The sequence below is a fragment of the Streptomyces sp. NPDC050508 genome, from assembly GCF_040655155.1.
Lineage (GTDB): Bacteria > Actinomycetota > Actinomycetes > Streptomycetales > Streptomycetaceae > Streptomyces.
Map to the genome: position 1 here is coordinate 181,539 of NZ_JBFAJJ010000002.1, position 17,988 is coordinate 199,526.

Genomic DNA, 17,988 nt, shown 5'->3' on the forward strand with positions numbered 1-17,988 from the left:
CCACCCCCGCCGGTCGGTTACTTCACCGGCCTGATCCCCAGCGGTCCCGCGATCTCCTCCACCATCACCTTGCCGGCCTCGAACTCCAGCGTCTCGTCGCCCATGGCCGGCTGGTCCGTGTCCAGGCCGTCCAGTTCCGCGAGGGGCTGGTTCAGGCGGACGTGGGCCACCACCGACTGGAGGGCGCGGAGCGTCGCCGACGCCGTGGAGCCCCAGTTGGAGAAGTACGAGAACTGCCACCACCACAGGGCCTCCGTGGTGCGGCCCGCGCGGTAGTGGGCCATGCCGTGGCGGAGGTCGGTGATGAGGTCGGCGAGGTCGTCGGAGATACGGGCCGGTACCGGGGCCTTGCGCGGCTCGTAGGGGTCGAAGACCTCCGAGTACACGTCGATCGGCTCCAGCATCACCGCGAAGCGCTCACGGAGTTCGTCCACGTCCGGCTCCGGGCCCAGGTCGGGCTCGTAGCGCTCGTCCGGGACGATGTCCTCGTGCGCGCCCAAACGGCCGCCCGCCAGGAGGAGTTGGGACACCTCCAGGAGGAGGAAGGGGACCGCCGAGTCGGGGTCCTCGCCCTTCGCTACCTCCGACACGGCCACCAGGAAGCTCTCGACCTGGTCCGCGATCTGGACCGCGAAGTCGTCCGGGTCCGGATCGGTGGCATGCAGCGTGGCGTCAGACATCTAGGAGTCGTCTCCCCTCGAAGGCGCGGCCGAGGGTCACCTCGTCCGCGTATTCCAGGTCTCCGCCCACCGGGAGGCCGCTGGCCAGGCGGGTGACCTTGAGGCCCATGGGCTTGATCATGCGGGCGAGGTACGTGGCCGTGGCCTCGCCTTCCAGATTCGGGTCCGTGGCAAGGATCAGCTCCGTGACCGTACCGTCGGCCAACCGCGCGAGAAGTTCTCGTATACGCAGGTCGTCCGGCCCGACTCCCTCGATCGGGCTGATCGCGCCGCCCAGGACGTGGTACTTGCCCCGGAACTCACGCGTCCGCTCGACCGCCACGACGTCCTTCGGCTCCTCGACCACGCAGATCACCGAGAGGTCGCGGCGCGGGTCGCGGCAGATGCCGCACAGCTCTTCCTGCGCGACGTTTCCGCAGGTCGCGCAGAAGCGGACCTTCGCCTTGACCTCCATCAGGCACTGCGCGAGCCGGCGGACGTCCGTCGGCTCGGCCTGCAGGATGTGGAAGGCGATCCGCTGCGCGCTCTTGGGACCGACGCCGGGGAGCCGCCCCAACTCGTCGATGAGGTCCTGGACCACGCCCTCGTACAACGGACTGCCTGCCCTTCCTCGGAGTATGTGCGGGAGGTACGTACGTACCGTAGTTGGCCGCGGGCCGTCTTAGAAAGGCAGACCGGGGATACCGCTGCCGCCGCCCAGTCCCTGCGCGAGCGGGCCGAGCTTCTGCTGCTGGAGGGTCTGCGCGTTCTCGTTGGCCGCCTGGACGGCCGCGACGATGAGGTCGGCGAGCGTCTCCGTGTCGTCGGGGTCGACCGCCTTCGGGTCGATCTTCAGCGCGCGCAGCTCACCGGCGCCGGTGACGGTGGCCTTCACCAGGCCGCCGCCGGCCTGTCCGTCGACCTCGGTCCGCGCCAGCTCCTCCTGCGCGTTCGCCAGGTCCTGCTGCATCTTCTGGGCCTGCTGGAGCAGCTGCTGCATATTGGGCTGGCCACCACCGGGAATCACGATCAGCTCCTGGTTTCGTACGGCTGTCCGGGCGAGGATTTCCCCGCTCGGCACGAGCCTACGTGGTCCGGGCAGTCATCGCTTCAGCACTCTTTCGAGTGAGTCTTCACCGCGTCCTATACCTGATCAAGACCCACTTCCGGGCGGAAAAGTGGTGAAACCCGATCCTTCGCCACCCATTGGGCGGTAGGAAGGGTCCGGCACATCAGCATCAGGTGTCACACAACGTAAGGGAGTGCCGGGTGGGTCAGCCGGAGATTCAGCCCGAGGGTGGCGATCTGGCCGGGCGGACGTTTCCGCTCGGGGACTGGGGCGAGCCGGCGGCACGGCTGGACGAGCTGTACCGGTGGGTCGAGCGCGGGGCGCTGGAGACGGCGTCCTGGTATCTCACGGACCGGGTGTGGAAGCGGCGCGGGGCGCGGGCGCTGCGTACCGGCGCGGCGCTGGGCGCGGTCGCCGGGGCCGCGCTGCCGCTGCTCGACCTCACCGGGGTGGTGGCCGGGATGTCCGCCTGGGGCTATCTGGCGCTGCTGCTCGGGGTGGCGTGTGTGGCCGGGGACCGGGTCTTCGGGTTCACCTCCGGGTGGATAAGGGATGTCGCCACGGCGCAGGCCGTGCAGCGGCGCCTTCAGGTGCTCCAGTTCGACTGGGCGTCGGAGGGCGTACGGGAGGTGCTGGGACCGGCGGAGGGGACGGCGAGCGAGGCCGCGGACCGGTGTCTCGGGGTGCTGCGGCGGTTCTCGGAGGACGTGACCGAGCTGGTGCGGATGGAGACGGCCGACTGGATGGTGGAGTTCCGGACGGGGTCGGCGCCGCTGGGGATCCAGTCGGCGGTGGCCGCCGGGTCGCGGCAGGACGGGACGGTCGTACCGGGCAGGTTCCCGATGCCACCGGGGCCGGGCGGTCCGGGCGGCGGCAGCCGGCCGAACATGCCGCGGCAGCGACCACCGGAGCCGAGGTGAGCCCGACAGGCCCTACGCGCAGAGCTTCATGCCCTCCGCGGTCCAGCACGGGATGTGGCCGTGGGTGCGGATCACGTCCTGGCCGTTGCCCCGTGACAGGTAGGTCAGGAAGCTCGACGCGAGGGAGTCGGCCGGGGGCCGGCCGTAGGTGTAGGCGTACTCGATCTCTCGGTACGGGTACGCGCTCGTGCCGTGTTCGATGGCGTCCACGGAGGGCGGGTGGCCGTCCAGTTGGAGGGTGTGCAGGCCCTTGGCTCCGGAGGCGAGGGTGAGTTCGCTGTAGCCGATCGCGCCGGGGAGTTCGGCGACCTGGGCCAACACCTGTTCCGTGGAGTCGAGTTCGCAGCGGATGACGGGTGCCGTCGGATCGTCCTTGTGTACGCAGTCGACGGACGAGTTGGCGATCTCGCCGCGTTGCAGCACCCGGCGCTGGAAGACCTGCCTGGTCCCGGAGTTGGCGTCCCGGCTGACCAGGTGCACCGCCACGTCCGGTCCGCCTAGCTGCCGCCAGTTCCTGATCTCGCCCCGGTACAGGCGCCGTACGTCCGCGGTGGACAGGTTCTTCAGGTGGATGCCGTCGTTGACGACGATCGCGAAGACCGACATCGCGATCCGGTTCTCCAGCAGTTGGGGCATGTCGCTCGGCTTGGGTCCGTCCGACAGCGCTACGACGGCCGGTGAGCCCTTCTTCGACGCGAGTCCGGTGGCCTCCAACTCCCGTACGCCCGCGGTCGAACCGTGCGGGTCCACCACGACCTTCGAGCCCTCGCAGTCCTTCTCGTACTTCTGCGCGGCCTCCTCCACCACCGGTGCGAAGGCGGTCGAGCCGGTGACGGTGAGGGTGCCGTGCGCGCAGCCGATCGGAGGCGGAGTGTCGTCGCGGGCCACGACGATCGCCGCCAGCGTCACCACGCACACCGTGAGCATGATCGTGATCAGCCGGGAGGCCCGGCTGAACAAGGGGGCCTTGTCGTCCGGGGTCGCGCTGCGGTTGGGGTGCACCTCGCCGTCGCGGATACCGCCGATGAGCCGGATGTCGCAGCCGACGTCACCGCCGGACAGCAGCACCAGCAGCTTGAAGTGGTCGCGGGGGTTGAGCGGGACGCGCGGGATGCGCAGGGTGTTGGCGTCGTAGCCGAGACCGGCCGCCGGGGTGAAGTGGTCCATCAGGTGGTCGGTGCCGACCGGCTGGGTGACCGAGACGCCGCGGATCGTGCGGTCGGTGAACACCGCGGTGAGGCCGTGGAGTTCACGCCCGGTGTAGTCGTTGTCGGCGATGCTCTGCGAGCCGTCGTTCTCGATGCGCAGCAGGACGAGGGTGGCGTCGGACATGCCGGGGGCCTCGTCGAAGAGGCCGAGGCGGCGGTTGGCGCGGCCCGAACGCACGTCGTCGCCGATGGGGTTGTCCATCTGGACGCGGTAGCCGATCCTCTTGCGGCGCGGCACCCGGCGTTCGTACCAGACCATCACGCCGGACGCGACGATGCCGAGCACCGCGGTGCCCACGGCGACGACGTTCTCCGCGCTCAGCCACTCCACTGCGGGCCCCCGCTCCCCAGCCGGATCGTGGGGTCACGGTACGAGCGGTACCGGAAAACACGCAGGGGGCCTTGGCCGAAGTTCGCGTGACGTTCAACCGGCCCTGGCGTGAAGGGACTTCAGCCGGACTTGGTGTACGTCAGCTTCTCCCCGTTGTCGGTGTTCACGCGCTGGAGCGTGCTGTCCGACAGGAGGGTGATCTCGCTGGCCGCGCCCGGGTTGCAGGACGACAGCGGCTTCCCGGACGTGACGGTGGAGGCGCTGATCGCCAACGGGCTCTCGCCGCCGGGCTGTTGGGCGAGGTCGGCGGTGAACTCGCAGTGGTAGCCGGGGCCGTCCGCCACCAGGGTCAGGACCGGGGCCCCCACTTTGCCCTGCCGGATGGTGAGTTGGCGGGTGTTGTGTCCGGTGTTGTTGTCGATGGACGCGTTCCAGGTGCCGAGATAGCCGCTCGGTACGGCGCCGTCGCCGGACGCTGTCGCGGAGGGCGAGGCGGACGGCGACGGGTTCCCCGTGGTCCCGGTCGGCCCCGGGGTCGTGGGCGCGGCGCCGGTGGCCTTGCCGCCCGAACCGGTCGTCGTACGGCCGCCGTTGCCGCCGTCCCTCATCAGCGCGTACACCGAACCGCCCGCCCCCAGCGCCACGACCAGCGCGACCACGACCAGCAGCGCGGTCGACCGCCCGTTGCGGCGCGGTTCCTGGGCCGGCGCGTACGGCCCCGGGCCGTAGGGCGGGGTGGCGCCGAGGCCGGGGTTGTGGGGGTAGGGGTTGTACGGCACCTGGCCGCCCCAGCCGACGGGCTGCCGGGCGAGCGGTTGCGGATGGTCGGCGGCGGGCTGGGGGTGCTGCTGCGGGTAGCCGTAGGCCGGGTGCGGGGTGGGCGGGGCCGGTGTCGGGGCGGCTCCGGCCGGGTCGGCGACCACCGTCGGGGGATGGGTGACCCGCGCACCGCCGCCGTCCGCCGTCGCGGGCGGCATCGGGGAGGAGTCGTCGGAGGCCGGGGCGTGCTCGGGGGAGGCTTCGGAGACGGTGGCGACGGGGGCGGTGGGCTGTTCTACGGCGACGGGTGGCTCCGTGGGGGCGGCGGGGGGCGTCTCTGCGGCGAAGGGGGCGGAAGCCTGAGCCGGAGCGGAAGCCTGAACCGCCTTCTGCCCCGCCGCCGCCGGGGCCCCCGTCTCCGGAGCGGCCTTTGCCAGGTCGACCCGCTCCGGCTCGACCCGCTCCAGCTCCGTGGTCTCCGGGTCCTCCGTGTCCAGCAACTGCACCGCGTGGCGGCCGAGTTGGGCGACCAGGGTGCCCGGCAGCCACGGGTCGCGGGAGCGGCCGCCGGAGACCGTGTCCTCCGCGCCCGTGCGGTCGAGGATGCGGTGCAGCGTCGGCCGGGCGGCCGGGTCCTTGCGCAGGCAGTCGCGGACCAGGTCGGCCATGCCCTCGGGGACGCCCGACAGGTCGGGTTCCTCCTGGGCGATGCGGAACATCAGGGCGTGGACGCCGCTGTTGGCGGTGCCGAAGGGGAGGGTGCCGGTCGCGGCGTAGGCGAGGACGGAACCGAGGCAGAAGACGTCGCACGCCGGGGTGATGCGGTCGCCCCGGACCTGTTCCGGCGCCATGAAGCCGGGCGAGCCGACCAGGGAGCCGGTGCGGGTGAGCCCGTCCCCGGCCTGGGTCTCCAGGGCCCGCGCTATGCCGAAGTCGATGACGCGGGGGCCGTCGATGGTCACCAGCACGTTGGACGGCTTGAGGTCGCGGTGGACGATGCCGGCGGCGTGGATGTCCTGGAGCGCGTGCGCGAGCCCGGCCGCGAGGATCCGTACCGAACGCTCGGGCAGTGCCCCGTGGTCCCGTCCGACGACCTGTTGCAGGGTGGGCCCGGCGACGTACCCGGTGGCCACCCACGGCACCTCGGCCTCGGTGTCCGCGTCCAGCACGGGCGCCGTCCAGTGGCCGCCGACGCGGCGGGCGGCCGTCACCTCCTGGCGGAACCGGGCCCGGAACTCCTCCTGCGCGGCCAGGTCCTCCCGCACCAGCTTCACGGCGACCGTGCGCCCCCGGTCCGAGCGGGCGAGATACACGTGCCCCATCCCGCCGGCCCCCAGCCGGGCCAGCAGCCGGTACGCCCCGATCCGCTGCGGATCGGCCGCCCCCAGTTTCTCCACGACCGCGCCGCCTCCCCTGAATTCCCCGGTCACGCCCCGGCCGCTCCCCCGTGCTCCGCGACAGACCGAGAATAGTGCGGGGACAGGGCGGGATGACCGGAGTGGTGTCTACGGTTCCGTAACGGGAGACCGCCCCCAGCCCCCGCACCAGCACCCTCCAGGGGCTGGGGTCATTTCTAACCGGTCAACTGGACAGACGGTGGTTAGTTTTACCCCCACACTCCAGCGACCCCTCGCACCCGCCCGGCGGCCCCCACCCTGGACAACCTGTCGCGGAAACCCCCCGACCACAGACAGGACGCCGATTCCTTTTCCGCATCGCGGACATTTACGCTCGCCCGCATGACCCCTCAGCCCAACCCCCAGGCCGGCGCCGCCGTGAAGGCCGCGGACCGCGCGCACGTGTTCCACTCCTGGTCCGCGCAGGAACTCATCGACCCGCTCGCCGTGGCCGGCGCGGAGGGATCGTACTTCTGGGACTACGACGGCAAGCGGTACCTGGACTTCACCAGCGGGCTCGTCTACACGAACATCGGCTACCAGCACCCGAAGGTCGTCGCCGCGATCCAGGAGCAGGCCGCGACCATGACGACGTTCGCGCCCGCGTTCGCGATCGAGGCCCGGTCGGAGGCGGCCCGGCTGATCGCCGAGCGGACGCCCGGGGACCTGGACAAGATCTTCTTCACCAACGGTGGCGCGGACGCCGTCGAGCACGCGACGCGCATGGCCCGGCTGCACACCGGCCGCCCCAAGGTCCTCTCCGCCTACCGCTCGTACCACGGCGGCACGCAGCAGGCGATCAACCTCACCGGGGATCCCCGCCGCTGGGCCAGCGACAGCGCCTCGGCCGGGGTCGTGCACTTCTGGGCGCCCTTCCTGTACCGGTCCCGTTTCTACGCGGAGACCGAGGCGCAGGAGTGCGAGCGCGCGCTGGAACACCTGGAGACGACGATCTCCTTCGAGGGGCCGGCGACCATCGCCGCGATTGTCCTGGAGACCGTTCCGGGCACGGCCGGGATCATGGTGCCACCGCCCGGATACCTCGCCGGGGTCCGTGAGATCTGCGACAAGTACGGGATCGTCTTCGTCCTGGACGAGGTGATGGCCGGGTTCGGGCGGACCGGTGAGTGGTTCGCGGCCGACCTGTCCGGCGTCGTACCGGACCTGATGACCTTCGCCAAGGGCGTGAACTCCGGCTATGTGCCGCTCGGCGGTGTCGCCATCTCCGGCGCCATCGCGGACACCTTCGGCAAGCGGCCCTACCCGGGCGGACTCACGTACTCCGGGCACCCGTTGGCCTGTGCCGCGGCCGTCGCGACGATCAATGTCATGGCCGAGGAAGGGGTCGTAGAGAATGCGAAGACCCTCGGTACGACGGTCGTGGAGCCCGCCCTGCGTGCGCTGGCCGAGCGGCACCCGAGCATCGGCGAGGTGCGCGGTGTCGGCATGTTCTGGGCGCTGGAGCTGGTGAAGAACCGCGAGACGCGCGAGCCGCTGGTGCCGTACAACGCGGCCGGTGAGGCGAACGCGGCGATGGCCGCGTTCGGGGCCGCCGCCAAGCAGCAGGGCCTGTGGCCGTTCGTCAACATGAACCGCACCCATGTCGTCCCTCCGCTCAACGTGAGCGAGGCCGAACTGAAGGAGGGCCTCGCCGCCCTGGACGCGGCGCTCTCCGTGGCGGACGAGTACACGGAATAGTCACGCGTACCCGAATCGGTACCGGAATCCTCCCTTCCGCGGAGCAGGTGCCCGCATACGGGCAGGGCGGGAACCCGAACGCGTAAGGTGACGTGCTCGTAGACATATACGAGTACGCCATCGAACGCGACGAGGGAGACGCCCCGACGATGCCCGGAGGAAGCAGCGGCACCGGCGCCGTGACCCGCAGCACGCTGCGGCAGCAGATCGCCGACGCGCTTCGCGACGAGGTCCTGGCCGGCCGGCTCCAACCCGGCCAGGAGTTCACGGTGAAGGAGATCGCCGAGCAGTACGGCGTCTCCGCAACCCCGGTCCGGGAAGCGCTCGTCGATCTCTCCGCGCAGGGACTCCTGGAAGCCGACCAGCACCGCGGCTTCCGCGTCCACGAGTACTCGGTGGCCGACCACCGCGGCATGATCGAGGCCCGCGCCCTGGTCACGGACGGCATGTTCCTGGCCCTGGCAGGGGGCCACCCCGTCTTCGACCGCACCGACGACCCCCGTACGGTCGCCGCGCTCGCCGGTGTCCGCCGCCGCGGCGAGGAGGCGCAGCGCGCCGCCGCCTCAGGCGACCTCACCATCCTGATCGGCTACGACCTGCGGTACTGGCGCGAGTTGAGCTCCATGTTCGGCAATCCCTACCTCGGCGACTTCCTGCACCGGCTGCGCGTCCAGTCCTGGGTGTGCACGGTGCAGCATCTGCGCCGGGTGACCGATCTGCGCGGCCGGCTGTGGTCCGAGCACACCGATCTGGTCGATGCCCTGGCGCGCCGCGACACCCCGGCCGCGCGAGCGATCGTCACCGCGTACAACACGCACTCCCTCGCCCTCATCGAGCGGCTGGCCGCTCGGTGACCGGACCGGAAAGGGCCGCTCCGGCCGTGGACCCCAGTGTCGTCGTGGACCTCAGCGTCGTCGTGCCCGCCTACAACGAGGAACAGCGGCTCGGGCCGACGCTCGACGCGATCACCACGTATCTGCGCGACAACGAGAGCCGCTTCGGCGACTGGGAGATCGTCGTCGCCGACGACGGCTCCGACGACGGGACCCGGGAGATCGTCACCTCGCGCGAGGACCCGCGTGTGCAGGTGGTCACCAGCCCGCGCAACCGCGGCAAGGGCCACGCCCTGCGCCTGGGGGTCGCCGCCTCGCACGGGTACCGGGTGCTGGTCACGGACGCCGATCTGGCCGCGCCCATCGAGGAGTTGGAGAAGCTCGACAAGGAGCTGAACGAGGGGCACGCGGCGGCGATCGGCTCCCGGGCGGCGCCGGGCGCGACGATCGAGAGCCACCAGCACCCGATACGCGAACTCCTCGGCCGCGCGGGCAACCTCCTCATACGCAAGGCCGCGGTGCCCGGCATACGCGACACCCAGTGCGGCTTCAAGCTCTTCGAGGGCGACCGCGCCCGCGAGGCCTTCGCCGCCTCCCGCCTCAACGGCTGGGGCATCGACGTGGAGGTCCTCCAGCACTTCCGCCGCGCCGACTGGGAGGTCGCCGAGGTGCCGGTGCGCTGGGCCCACCAGAGCGGCTCGAAGGTACGACCGCTGGACTACGCGGCGGTCCTGGCCGAGATCGGCCGCCTCCGCGCCCGTTCGCTGCGCCCGGTCGACATCCTGGTCCCCGTCCTCTTCCTGCTCATGTCGGTCGCCCTCTACTCGGGCCGCCTCTTCGACCCGAACCACCGCTACCTGGTCGACTCGCTCCAGGACCAGAACCAGTGGGAGTGGTTCTTCGCGGTCACGGCCGACAACGTCGCCCACCTCCACAACCCGTTCTTCTCGAACCTCCAGGGCTTCCCCGACGGCGTGAACCTCATGGCCAACACGGTCATGCTGGGCCTGTCGGTGCCCTTTGCGCCCCTCACGCTGCTGGCCGGCCCCGCGGTCTCCCTCAGCGTCTGCATGGCGCTGGGCCTCGCCGCCACGGCCGCCGCCTGGTACTGGCTGATCGTGAAGCGTGTCGTACGGCAACGGGCCGCGGCCTTCGTCGGCGCCTCCCTCGCGGCCTTCGCCCCGCCGATGGTCAGCCACGCCAACGCGCACCCCAACTTCGTCATCCTCTTCATGATCCCGCTGATCATCGACCGCGCCCTGCGCCTGTGCACGGGCACCCGGGTCGTCCGGGACGGGATCGTGCTCGGCCTGATGGCGGCCTACCAGATCTTCCTCGGCGAGGAGCCGCTGCTCCTGGCGTCGATCGGCATGGTCCTGTTCGCCGCCTCCTACGGCGTCGTACGCCGGGAGGTCGTGAAAACGGCCTGGCGCCCCCTCCTCAAGGGACTGGGCATCGCGGCGCTGGTCTGCGCTCCGATCATCCTGATCCCGCTCTACTACCAGTTCGCGGGCGCGCAGAGCTACAAGAGCGTCCTGCACGGAGACAACGCGGGCAACAGCCCGCTGGCCCTCCTCTCCTTCGCCGAGCGCTCCCTGATCGCGGGCAACGAGGTCCGGGCCAACGCCCTCTCCCTCAACCCCACCGAGCAGAACGCCTTCTACGGCTGGCCGCTCGTCGCCCTCGCCTTCGCCATCGTCGTACGGCTGTGGGAGCACGCCCTGGTCAAGGCGCTGGCGTTCACGGCGGTCGCGGCGGCGATCCTCTCCATGGGCCCCAAGATCCGTATCCCGCTCACGGACACGGTCTACCCCGGCCCCTGGGCCCTGCTCGCCCACAAGCCGCTCTTCGAGTCGGTGATCGAGGGCCGGGTCGCGATGATCTGCGCACCGGCGCTCGGCATGCTGCTGGCGATAGCGGTGGAGAGGCTGGCGGCGACGCGCGAGCTGGGCACGCAGTACGTGGGCCTGCTGGCCGTGTGCATGGCCGTGATCCCGATCATCCCCGCGCCGCTGAAGGCAGTTGACCGGGCGGCGGTACCGGCCTTCTTCACGGACGGCACCTACAAGTCGTACGTCCGCGTCGGCGAATCCCTCGTCCCGGTCCCGCTCGCCGACCCCGGCGCGGCGGAACCCCTGCACTGGCAGACGGCCTCCGGCCTCGGCTTCAAGATGCCCGGCGGCTACTTCAACGGCCCCTACGGCACCGACCGCATCGGCATCTACGGCGCCTCGCCCCGCTACACCTCCAACATGCTGCGGGACGTGCGCTACACCGGCGTCGTCCCCACCATCGGCAAGAACTGGCAGGCGCAGGCCAAGGCGGACTTCGCGTTCTGGCACGCGGGCGCGCTGGTGATCGCGCCGCAGCCCAACGACGACAAGCTCCGCACGGCCGTGGAGAAGCTGGTCGGCAAACCCGGTAAGTGGGTGGACGGCGTGTGGGTATGGGACCTGCACGAGGGGAGCTGACCCGGGGCCCGACCGACTACTCTTCCTTGACCACCATGCGAACACCACGCTGCGCAGCGAGTAACCGAGGAGCCCCTTTTGGCCTGTGACCTGTGGCTGGTCCCGCTCGTCGACGTGTTGTGCCACACCCCCGACAATCCGTTCGCCGAGGAACTCGCGCTCTACAACTCGCTGCTGGCCGAGGCCGGACTGCCTCCGGTGCCGGTGTACCAGTACATGCCGGGACTCTCCGGCGAGGTCGCCCCGGTCGCCGGTTTCGACTACGACGCGCTGCACTTCCTGCGCCGGGCCTACCTCCTCCAGGTCTGCGGTCTCCCGGTGACGCCGGTGGACGACCTGGGCGGCGACTACGAACAACTCCTGGAGATGTTCGAGACGACGGCCCAGCAGTCCCACCTGGTCTGGCACTACGACCACGCGGGCGCGTACGTCCCGGTCGACTTCCCGCACCCCCTCGCGAACGACGAACTCCTCGCCGGCGGCGGCCCGTTGGGCTCCTCCCAAACCCTCCTGCGCGAGCTGGAGTTCGTGGCCCCGACGATCGGCATCGACCCGGCCAACCCGCCCACGGCACCCCAACCCCCCGCCGCTCCCACGGAGTTGGAGGAACCGGCCGTAGCCGCACCGTACGATCCCAGCCCCTTCGCCCGGGAGCGCCACGTCTGGCTGGGCCTGCACGCGGCGGCGACGCGCAGCCTCGCGCAGGGCTCGATGATCGTGTTCAGCTAGCGACGCGTGCGGTCCTCGGTGGCGGCCATGTCCTGCGTGCCGATGACGCCGAGCAGTTCGAGCTGCACGGCGCCCTCGGTACCGGGCGGGGCCGTGAACCACAGGAGGCGCTGGCGGCCGTCCTCGCTGAACAGGCTGTGGCAGTCCAGCTCGATGACGCCCAGTGTGGGGTGCACGATGCGCTTGTGATCCGTGCGGCGCAGGCCGACGTCGTGGGTGTCCCACAGGGCGGCGAACTCCGCGCTGCGCTGCCGCAGCGCGGCCGTCATCCCGGCGATCTCGCTGTCGCGGCTCCGGCGGGCGGCCACTGCCTGCAGGTCGGCGACGAAGACCCGTGAGTGGTGCGGATGGTCCTCGGGCGGGTAGACCGCGCGGGCGGCCGGATCGGTGAACCAGCGGTACGCGAACCCGGTGGCGGGACCACGCGGCTCGGGAGCCCGGCCGAGCAGGGCCACCGCCAACTCGTTCTGTACGAGGGTCTCGTGCAGGTCGGTGATGACCTGGGCCGGGGTGGTGGCCAGCCGGTCCAGCAGCCCGAGCAGGGCGGGCTGGACGTGCCGCGCGCCCACACCGTGCGCCGACTCGGGCAACGGCCGGTCGGCGAGGTGGAACAGGTGGTCGCGCTGGTCGCCGCCCAGCCGCAGCGCGCGGGCGAGGGCGGCCAGTGTCTGGGACGAGGGCTGCGCGCCGCGTCCGCGCTCCAGCTCGGTGTAGTAGTCGGCAGACAGGCCCGCCAGCTGCGCGACCTCCTCGCGCCGCAGTCCGGGCACCCGGCGCCGCGGCCCGACAGGCAGCCCCACGTCGGCCGGCCGTACTCGATCACGCCGGGACTTGAGGAACGCCGCGAGTTCGGGAAGGTTCACCCGCTCATCGTCTCCTCTCCGGCGGGTCCGAGCCAGGGGCCGCCAACCCCTGGGTGGGCTCAGCCCTGGCGGACCGGGCAACGGGAACGGATGGTTGTCCCATCCCGCAAAGCACCACGCACAGCACGACGAGGAAAGAGAACACCATGCCTTTCGCGAACTTCAAGGTCCCCGCCGGCGCCCTCACCGCGGAGCAGAAGGAGCAGATCATCACGCGCACCACCGACCTGTACGCCGAGATCTTCGGCGACGGCGCCCGCGCCACCACGCTCGTCCTGGTCGAAGAGGTCGCCGACGCGGGCTGGGGCATCGGCGGCGGCGTCCTGACCCTTGCCAAGATCCAGGGGACGCCGCAGGAATGAGGCCCTGAGTGAGGGCCTAGCGAACCTTCGCGAGGCCCCTCTCGACCTCCTCCGGGTTCATCACCGGGGTGTAGGTCAGCTCGGCACCCAGGTTGAGGAAGAACGGCTCACTGATCGAGGGGATGTCGGAGGGGTCCTTCAGGTCGAAGAACAGGAAGGCGGTGCGCTTGCCGCCGTCGGCCGTGAAGTAGGCCGCCTCGGGCTTGATCTGCTCCATGGACTCCTGGATCAACTTCCCGAGAGTCCCACTCCGGATGGCGTCGTTCGCCTTCTCGGTGTCCAAAGACGCCTTCAGCATCATGCGCATCGCAGTCACCTTCTTCTGGTTGGCGTGCGCGGGTGGACACATTCAGGATATGCCCGGACAAAGGGGGCGGCCCGGTGGGGGCGCCCCCTTTGCGGTCAGCTCTGCTCGACGATCCGGATCGTGCGGACGCCGGTACCGCGATACCGGATGGGTGTCCTGGTCAGGACGGGTCGGCCGCGCGGCCACTCGACGGTGGGCAGGGCGAGGTGCAGCACATGGGCGCCGCTCCAGTCGGCCTCGCCCTTGTCGCCTCCGGCACCTTCACCGTCGGCATCACGGGGGACCCGCAGCCGCTTGCCCACGGCGGCAGCCGCCGCGAAGTCGAGCCCCTCGATGGCCACGGACGGCAACGCGCCGACGTGTTCGGCGACCCCGGCCCGCTCCCGCTCGGCGGCGGCGAGGCTGAGCGCCGGGATGTACACGCGCAGGGCGGGATCCTTCTCGGCCTCGACGACGAGTCGGGAGGCCATGATGTTGCCCGCGCCGAGCGCCAGCGCGGCGGTGTCGTCGAAGATGACGGCACGAGGCAGTGGGTACCGCTCCTCCCCCGTCACTGGACCTCCCCGATACGCCCGGCTTCGAGGTCGGCCCACAGCTTCTCGCCGGCCTTCTCGTCCTCTTCTGTGTAGGGCCTGCCGAGGAAGTGCTCCTCCACGTACGCCCTGGTCTCCTCGTACTGCTTGCGCAGTTCTTCCTTGGTGGGCGTGGCCCCGGCCAGCTCCGCGACGAAGTCCCGCATGCTGATCCCGCGTTCCCGGGCGAGCTCCTGAAGACGGTCGCGGACTGCGGGGTCGACCTTGATCGTGGTGTCAGCCATGAGCAAAGTATACCGGCGGTATACCTTCTCCGGGCGTACGAGTGTGACGGTCATCGACACTCCGTTTCTTTCGAAGGACCCGGCTCTGCACAGGCGTGCGGCCGGGAGTCTGGCGGCGATCAAGCGAGCGCGGGGCGCCCCTGCAACAGCGCGCGGGCGAGTGCGCCTCCGCGCTGGGCTGCCTCGCGGTAGCCGGAGGCACCGGGCTTGCGGGGTTCGACTCGGACGGTGGTGACCGGCGAGGTCGCGGGGGCGGCCGGGCACTTTCGGCGCAAGCGGTTCTCGACGATGGCCGCGGGTGAGTACATCCGTCGCGGCAGCCCGTCCATCAGGGCCGCACGCACCTGAACGCTCGTCGCACCCCGGCCCCACCACTCCTCGACCAACGGCGCGAGCCGCGCCGCATCGGCGGCACCGAGCGTGAGCCGGGGCTCGGTCCGCCCCAACGAGCCGAGCAACTTCGCGGCGAGCTCGGTGCGTTCCGCCAGGTGGCGTCGGCGCCCTGCCCTGCGAGCCTGAACTCAAAAGCCTGCGGGGGCACTTACCCCTGCGCTACGCATCGGGCCGCATGTCGGACACCTCGTACACCGCGTCACCCTCACTCGGCACGCGGCGTAGATATCCGGCCGCCTCAAGCTCGCTGAAGGCTGCCGCGACTTCGGCGCGCCCCTCCTTCCGCTGCGCGGTCAGCGTGGCGACCGAGATGTCGACACCGTCCGGGAAGCTGAGAAGGTACGCCAACACGCCTGCCGCGCACCAGGAGATGTCCCGGTCATGGAGTAGGTCGGCGGCGAAAGTGGTGAGGGTGTTCGCAGGCGCGGTACGGTGCAAAGGCATCGGGAGGTCTGTCTCCTGTTGTCGGGCCCCCGGGTGTTCCAGCACCGCGGGGGCGTTTTCGTTGGCGTGACTCTATGCGCACGCAAAGCGACGAACGCAAGCCGTAACCGGCTTTTCCTGGGCGGGAGTTGGCGTTCTTCACTCTTGAGGGTGAAGGGCCGTTCGCAGCAGCAGGGTGTGGACGAAGTGGTCCGGTGCCGTTGGGCGGTAGCGCCAAGTCAGGGGCCAGGTCTGGCCGTTGAGGGCCGGTACCGGGATGTACGAGATGTGGTTCGGGCCGGCGGTGAGGCGGGTTACTCCGGGTGGCCAGGGGCGGTGGGACGTGCTGCCGACCGGGACCAGGAAGTAGACGGGCCTGTTGCCCGTCGCCTCCTCCACGACCGGGCCCGGCGCCCCTCCCGTCATGCGGGCGAGCCTGTCCGCGAGGTCTCTGCCCTCGTCGCCGTCCACCCGCACCGCGTCGAACTGGACCCCCGCCTTGCGGAGTTGGATGCCGGTTGCGGGGATCCATTTCAGGTCACTTTGCGTATCCATGCGGATAGTTTCGGCTGGTCCGGCTAGCGTCTTCCATAACTCTGAGTCGACTGTCCGCGACGGTTGGACACGGGCGCGGAGTGTTGGTGACCGGTTGAGTTCGGTTGAGTCCGGGGGTGACCGCAATGGCGCGGGCGGAGAACAAGTCGGAGGCGGGTGGTGCGGCGCATGTCGTCGCCGCCCTGGCGAAAGCGCTGCGTGAGCAACAGGGGCTCACACAGACCGAGTTGGGCAAGATGATCGGTTACACCGGTTCGGCGGTCAGCGCGATGGAGACGTGCGCGCAGCCCGCCAGCGACGACATGCTCGTCAAGCTGGAGGAGAAGGTCGGGGCCGGACTCGGGGTCTTCGACAAAGCGCGCAAGTGGATGCTGCTGGAGAAGTACCCGGTCCGGTTCCGTGGGTTCGCGGAGATCGAGGCGGGGGCCATCACGATCTCGTCGTACGAGACGCTGGTCGTCGACGGCCTGTTCCAGACCGAGGCCTATGCACGGGCGTTGATCGGGGGCGGCTATCCGCCGGTGTCCGAGCAGAAGCGGGAAGAGCTGGTCGAGGCGCGGCTCGCCCGCAGGAAACTCTTCGACCGGGACCCGGCCCCGATGATCGAGCTGATCGTCGAAGAGGGCGTACTGAGGCGGCCGTTCGGCAGCTGGGACGTGCAGCGTGAGCAGTTGCGCTCGCTCGCCGAGGACGCGCGGCGGGACAATGTGTGTATTCAGGTGCTGCCGATGGATCGTGGGCTGCGCGGAACGTACGCCGGCGACCGTGGCGCCATGAAGCTCGTGGTGACCAAGGACCACGTGCACGTCGTCTACATGGAGATCGAGGACCAGGGCATCCTGATCAGCGATCCGCCTGAAGTGTCCCAACTGACGCACCGCTATGCGAAGATCCGCGCACAGGCTCTGAGCCCCGACGACTCCCTGAGCCTCATCGAGCGGTTGGCAGGAGAAGAGAGATGAGCGGCACCCGCGCCCTGCGGTGGTTCAAGTCCAGCTACAGCGACAGCGGTGGCGGCAACTGCCTCGAAGTCGCCTACGACTGGCGCAAGTCCTCGTACAGCGACGGCGGTGGCGGGAACTGCGTCGAGATCGCCACCTGCCCCCACACCATCCACATCCGCGACTCCAAGGATCCGGGTCGTGGGGTCGTCACCGTCTCCAATGTGGCCTGGTCCGCCTTCCTCCCCACCCCCTCCCCCGAAAAAGTGTGACACTTTCAGGGAAACTGACACACTTTTCCGAGACACCTACCCTCCCCCGGCGCCAAACTGCTCACATGAGCACCTCGCAGCATGTTCAGGCGCCGCCCGGAATGGCCACCGTGTACCGCGCGACGCTGGACGCGCTGGCCTTGCACGGGCCCCGGCGCGTGGGCGTCACCCACATCGCCCGGCTGGCCGACACCAACCGCCAGTACATATACCGGAACTGGCCCTCTCTCGACGTGCTGCTTCGCGATGCCACGTTGCAGGAACTGAAACATCTCCTGTACCTGGCCCGAGAAGTGCCCGCCTCGCAACAGCCCCCACCGCAGTGCCGCCCCGCGCTCATGGTGGTACGGGCGGCCCGGCTGCTGCGGGAGCATCCGGTCGTCGCAGCCATGGCACGGACCGAGCCGGCGTTGACGTACACCGCTGTCCTCCGCCCGGACACCGTGTGGCACCTGACGTTCCAGCAGTGGCTGGGCGAGCACGTGACCGCACATCTGCCCAGTGCCGCCGAGCGGGACACGGCCACACTCGCCGTGCTCACCACGGCACTGCCGTACGCACTTGTCCCGCCGGCGGAGTCGCCCGACCCCGCCGCTGAACGTGCCGCTGTCGACCGGCGGTTGAGCCGAGCCGTGCACGCCTGCCTCGGACTGCCGCCCACCTGTCCCGACTGACCTACAGGCCCTGGAAGAGACAGAGGGACAACGTCAGCACCGCGATGCCGCGTACCGCGACCAGTGCCAGATGCGCACTCCGCAGTCGGCCCGCTCGACGCCACAGGGTCCATGTCACCAGCAGCGACAGCACGACGGTGAGGATCAACGCCTCGGCGTCGGGCACGGCGTACACGGCATCGCGGTGCGCCCACAGCAGGGACGACCACCACACCACGGCCGCCGTGCTGAGCACGGACTCCATGACCAGGGCGGTGCGGGCCTCACCCCGCCCCAGGACTTCCATGGCCATCCGTGCTCCTCACGC

At 70.3% G+C, this 17,988-nt stretch carries 22 protein-coding genes; 9 read left to right on the forward strand and 13 right to left on the reverse strand.

What is annotated here, in order from left to right:
• Nucleotides 1-17 precede the first annotated feature (17 nt).
• The 3 genes from AB0I69_RS05880 to AB0I69_RS05890 all read right to left on the reverse strand — a co-directional run bounded on the left by AB0I69_RS05880 (nucleotide 18) and on the right by AB0I69_RS05890 (nucleotide 1,686).
• Nucleotides 18-680, reverse strand: coding sequence for a DUF5063 domain-containing protein (locus AB0I69_RS05880; RefSeq protein ID WP_363094325.1), 663 nt, complete (start codon nucleotides 678-680; stop codon nucleotides 18-20).
• Nucleotides 673-1,272 (reverse strand): recombination mediator RecR, encoded by a 600-nt coding sequence (gene recR, locus AB0I69_RS05885; RefSeq protein ID WP_019070339.1) that lies wholly within the window; start codon nucleotides 1,270-1,272, stop codon nucleotides 673-675. Before recR ends, AB0I69_RS05880 begins: the two co-directional genes overlap by 8 nt.
• A 69-nt stretch (nucleotides 1,273-1,341) precedes the next feature.
• Entirely contained in the window at nucleotides 1,342-1,686 is a 345-nt protein-coding gene (locus tag AB0I69_RS05890) for a YbaB/EbfC family nucleoid-associated protein (RefSeq protein WP_026178802.1), read from the reverse strand.
• Nucleotides 1,687-1,928: 242 nt separating this feature from the next.
• Between AB0I69_RS05890 and AB0I69_RS05895 the strand changes: the two genes are divergently transcribed.
• Complete coding sequence (locus tag AB0I69_RS05895; protein WP_363094326.1) at nucleotides 1,929-2,648, forward strand: SLATT domain-containing protein; 720 nt, start codon at nucleotides 1,929-1,931, stop codon at nucleotides 2,646-2,648.
• Between the two features lie 12 nt (nucleotides 2,649-2,660).
• On the opposite strand, the gene AB0I69_RS05900 is transcribed toward AB0I69_RS05895, so the two are convergent.
• A complete protein-coding gene (locus AB0I69_RS05900; protein ID WP_363094327.1) occupies nucleotides 2,661-4,187 on the reverse strand; it encodes a substrate-binding domain-containing protein in 1,527 nt (508 codons plus the stop codon).
• A gap of 119 nt (nucleotides 4,188-4,306) precedes the next feature.
• Nucleotides 4,307-6,343: a serine/threonine-protein kinase gene (locus tag AB0I69_RS05905; protein ID WP_363095000.1), complete on the reverse strand. Its 2,037-nt coding sequence runs from the start codon at nucleotides 6,341-6,343 to the stop codon at nucleotides 4,307-4,309.
• Between the two features lie 342 nt (nucleotides 6,344-6,685).
• On the opposite strand from AB0I69_RS05905, the gene AB0I69_RS05910 reads away from it, so the two are divergent.
• From AB0I69_RS05910 to AB0I69_RS05925, 4 genes are all read left to right on the forward strand, one after another.
• A complete protein-coding gene (locus AB0I69_RS05910; RefSeq protein WP_363094329.1) occupies nucleotides 6,686-8,041 on the forward strand; it encodes an aspartate aminotransferase family protein in 1,356 nt (451 codons plus the stop codon).
• Between the two features lie 149 nt (nucleotides 8,042-8,190).
• Complete coding sequence (locus tag AB0I69_RS05915) at nucleotides 8,191-8,895, forward strand: GntR family transcriptional regulator (protein ID WP_363095001.1); 705 nt, start codon at nucleotides 8,191-8,193, stop codon at nucleotides 8,893-8,895.
• Nucleotides 8,896-8,921: 26 nt separating this feature from the next.
• A complete protein-coding gene (locus AB0I69_RS05920; protein WP_363094330.1) occupies nucleotides 8,922-11,345 on the forward strand; it encodes a dolichyl-phosphate beta-glucosyltransferase in 2,424 nt (807 codons plus the stop codon).
• A gap of 78 nt (nucleotides 11,346-11,423) precedes the next feature.
• Nucleotides 11,424-12,074, forward strand: a complete 651-nt coding sequence (locus AB0I69_RS05925) for a hypothetical protein (RefSeq protein WP_363094331.1) — start codon at nucleotides 11,424-11,426, stop codon at nucleotides 12,072-12,074.
• Here the strand turns inward: AB0I69_RS05925 and AB0I69_RS05930 are convergent.
• Complete coding sequence (locus tag AB0I69_RS05930; protein ID WP_363094332.1) at nucleotides 12,071-12,937, reverse strand: helix-turn-helix transcriptional regulator; 867 nt, start codon at nucleotides 12,935-12,937, stop codon at nucleotides 12,071-12,073. The genes AB0I69_RS05925 and AB0I69_RS05930 overlap by 4 nt on opposite strands.
• 146 nt (nucleotides 12,938-13,083) lie before the next feature.
• Here AB0I69_RS05930 and AB0I69_RS05935 point away from each other — a divergent pair, with 146 nt between their 5' ends.
• The gene (locus AB0I69_RS05935; protein ID WP_019070350.1) at nucleotides 13,084-13,299 is read left to right on the forward strand and encodes a 4-oxalocrotonate tautomerase family protein; all 216 of its coding nucleotides are present in this window, start codon (nucleotides 13,084-13,086) and stop codon (nucleotides 13,297-13,299) included.
• A 16-nt stretch (nucleotides 13,300-13,315) separates the two neighbouring features.
• Here AB0I69_RS05935 and AB0I69_RS05940 read toward each other — a convergent pair whose 3' ends face one another.
• The 6 genes from AB0I69_RS05940 to AB0I69_RS05965 all read right to left on the reverse strand — a co-directional run bounded on the left by AB0I69_RS05940 (nucleotide 13,316) and on the right by AB0I69_RS05965 (nucleotide 15,794).
• Nucleotides 13,316-13,606 carry a hypothetical protein gene (locus AB0I69_RS05940; RefSeq protein WP_363094333.1) on the reverse strand — a complete coding sequence of 97 codons (291 nt, stop codon included), beginning with the start codon at nucleotides 13,604-13,606 and terminating at the stop codon, nucleotides 13,316-13,318.
• A gap of 95 nt (nucleotides 13,607-13,701) precedes the next feature.
• Entirely contained in the window at nucleotides 13,702-14,160 is a 459-nt protein-coding gene (locus AB0I69_RS05945; RefSeq protein ID WP_363094334.1) for a hypothetical protein, read from the reverse strand.
• Entirely contained in the window at nucleotides 14,157-14,423 is a 267-nt protein-coding gene (locus AB0I69_RS05950; RefSeq protein WP_363094336.1) for a hypothetical protein, read from the reverse strand. The genes AB0I69_RS05945 and AB0I69_RS05950 overlap by 4 nt, the downstream gene beginning before the upstream one ends.
• A gap of 119 nt (nucleotides 14,424-14,542) precedes the next feature.
• Nucleotides 14,543-14,869, reverse strand: a complete 327-nt coding sequence (locus tag AB0I69_RS05955) for a hypothetical protein (RefSeq protein WP_363094337.1) — start codon at nucleotides 14,867-14,869, stop codon at nucleotides 14,543-14,545.
• Nucleotides 14,870-14,975: 106 nt separating this feature from the next.
• A complete protein-coding gene (locus tag AB0I69_RS05960) occupies nucleotides 14,976-15,260 on the reverse strand; it encodes a hypothetical protein (RefSeq protein ID WP_363094338.1) in 285 nt (94 codons plus the stop codon).
• A gap of 138 nt (nucleotides 15,261-15,398) precedes the next feature.
• The gene (locus AB0I69_RS05965; RefSeq protein ID WP_363094339.1) at nucleotides 15,399-15,794 is read right to left on the reverse strand and encodes a hypothetical protein; all 396 of its coding nucleotides are present in this window, start codon (nucleotides 15,792-15,794) and stop codon (nucleotides 15,399-15,401) included.
• Between the two features lie 125 nt (nucleotides 15,795-15,919).
• Here AB0I69_RS05965 and AB0I69_RS05970 point away from each other — a divergent pair, with 125 nt between their 5' ends.
• From AB0I69_RS05970 to AB0I69_RS05980, 3 genes are all read left to right on the forward strand, one after another.
• On the forward strand, nucleotides 15,920-16,756 hold the full coding sequence (locus AB0I69_RS05970; RefSeq protein ID WP_363095002.1) for a helix-turn-helix transcriptional regulator: 837 nt from the start codon (nucleotides 15,920-15,922) through the stop codon (nucleotides 16,754-16,756).
• Nucleotides 16,753-17,007 carry a DUF397 domain-containing protein gene (locus tag AB0I69_RS05975; protein WP_363094340.1) on the forward strand — a complete coding sequence of 85 codons (255 nt, stop codon included), beginning with the start codon at nucleotides 16,753-16,755 and terminating at the stop codon, nucleotides 17,005-17,007. The genes AB0I69_RS05970 and AB0I69_RS05975 overlap by 4 nt, the downstream gene beginning before the upstream one ends.
• A gap of 65 nt (nucleotides 17,008-17,072) precedes the next feature.
• On the forward strand, nucleotides 17,073-17,681 hold the full coding sequence (locus AB0I69_RS05980; protein ID WP_363094341.1) for a TetR/AcrR family transcriptional regulator: 609 nt from the start codon (nucleotides 17,073-17,075) through the stop codon (nucleotides 17,679-17,681).
• A gap of 1 nt (nucleotide 17,682) precedes the next feature.
• On the opposite strand, the gene AB0I69_RS05985 is transcribed toward AB0I69_RS05980, so the two are convergent.
• Nucleotides 17,683-17,973 carry a hypothetical protein gene (locus tag AB0I69_RS05985; RefSeq protein WP_363094342.1) on the reverse strand — a complete coding sequence of 97 codons (291 nt, stop codon included), beginning with the start codon at nucleotides 17,971-17,973 and terminating at the stop codon, nucleotides 17,683-17,685.
• Nucleotides 17,974-17,988 lie beyond the last annotated feature (15 nt).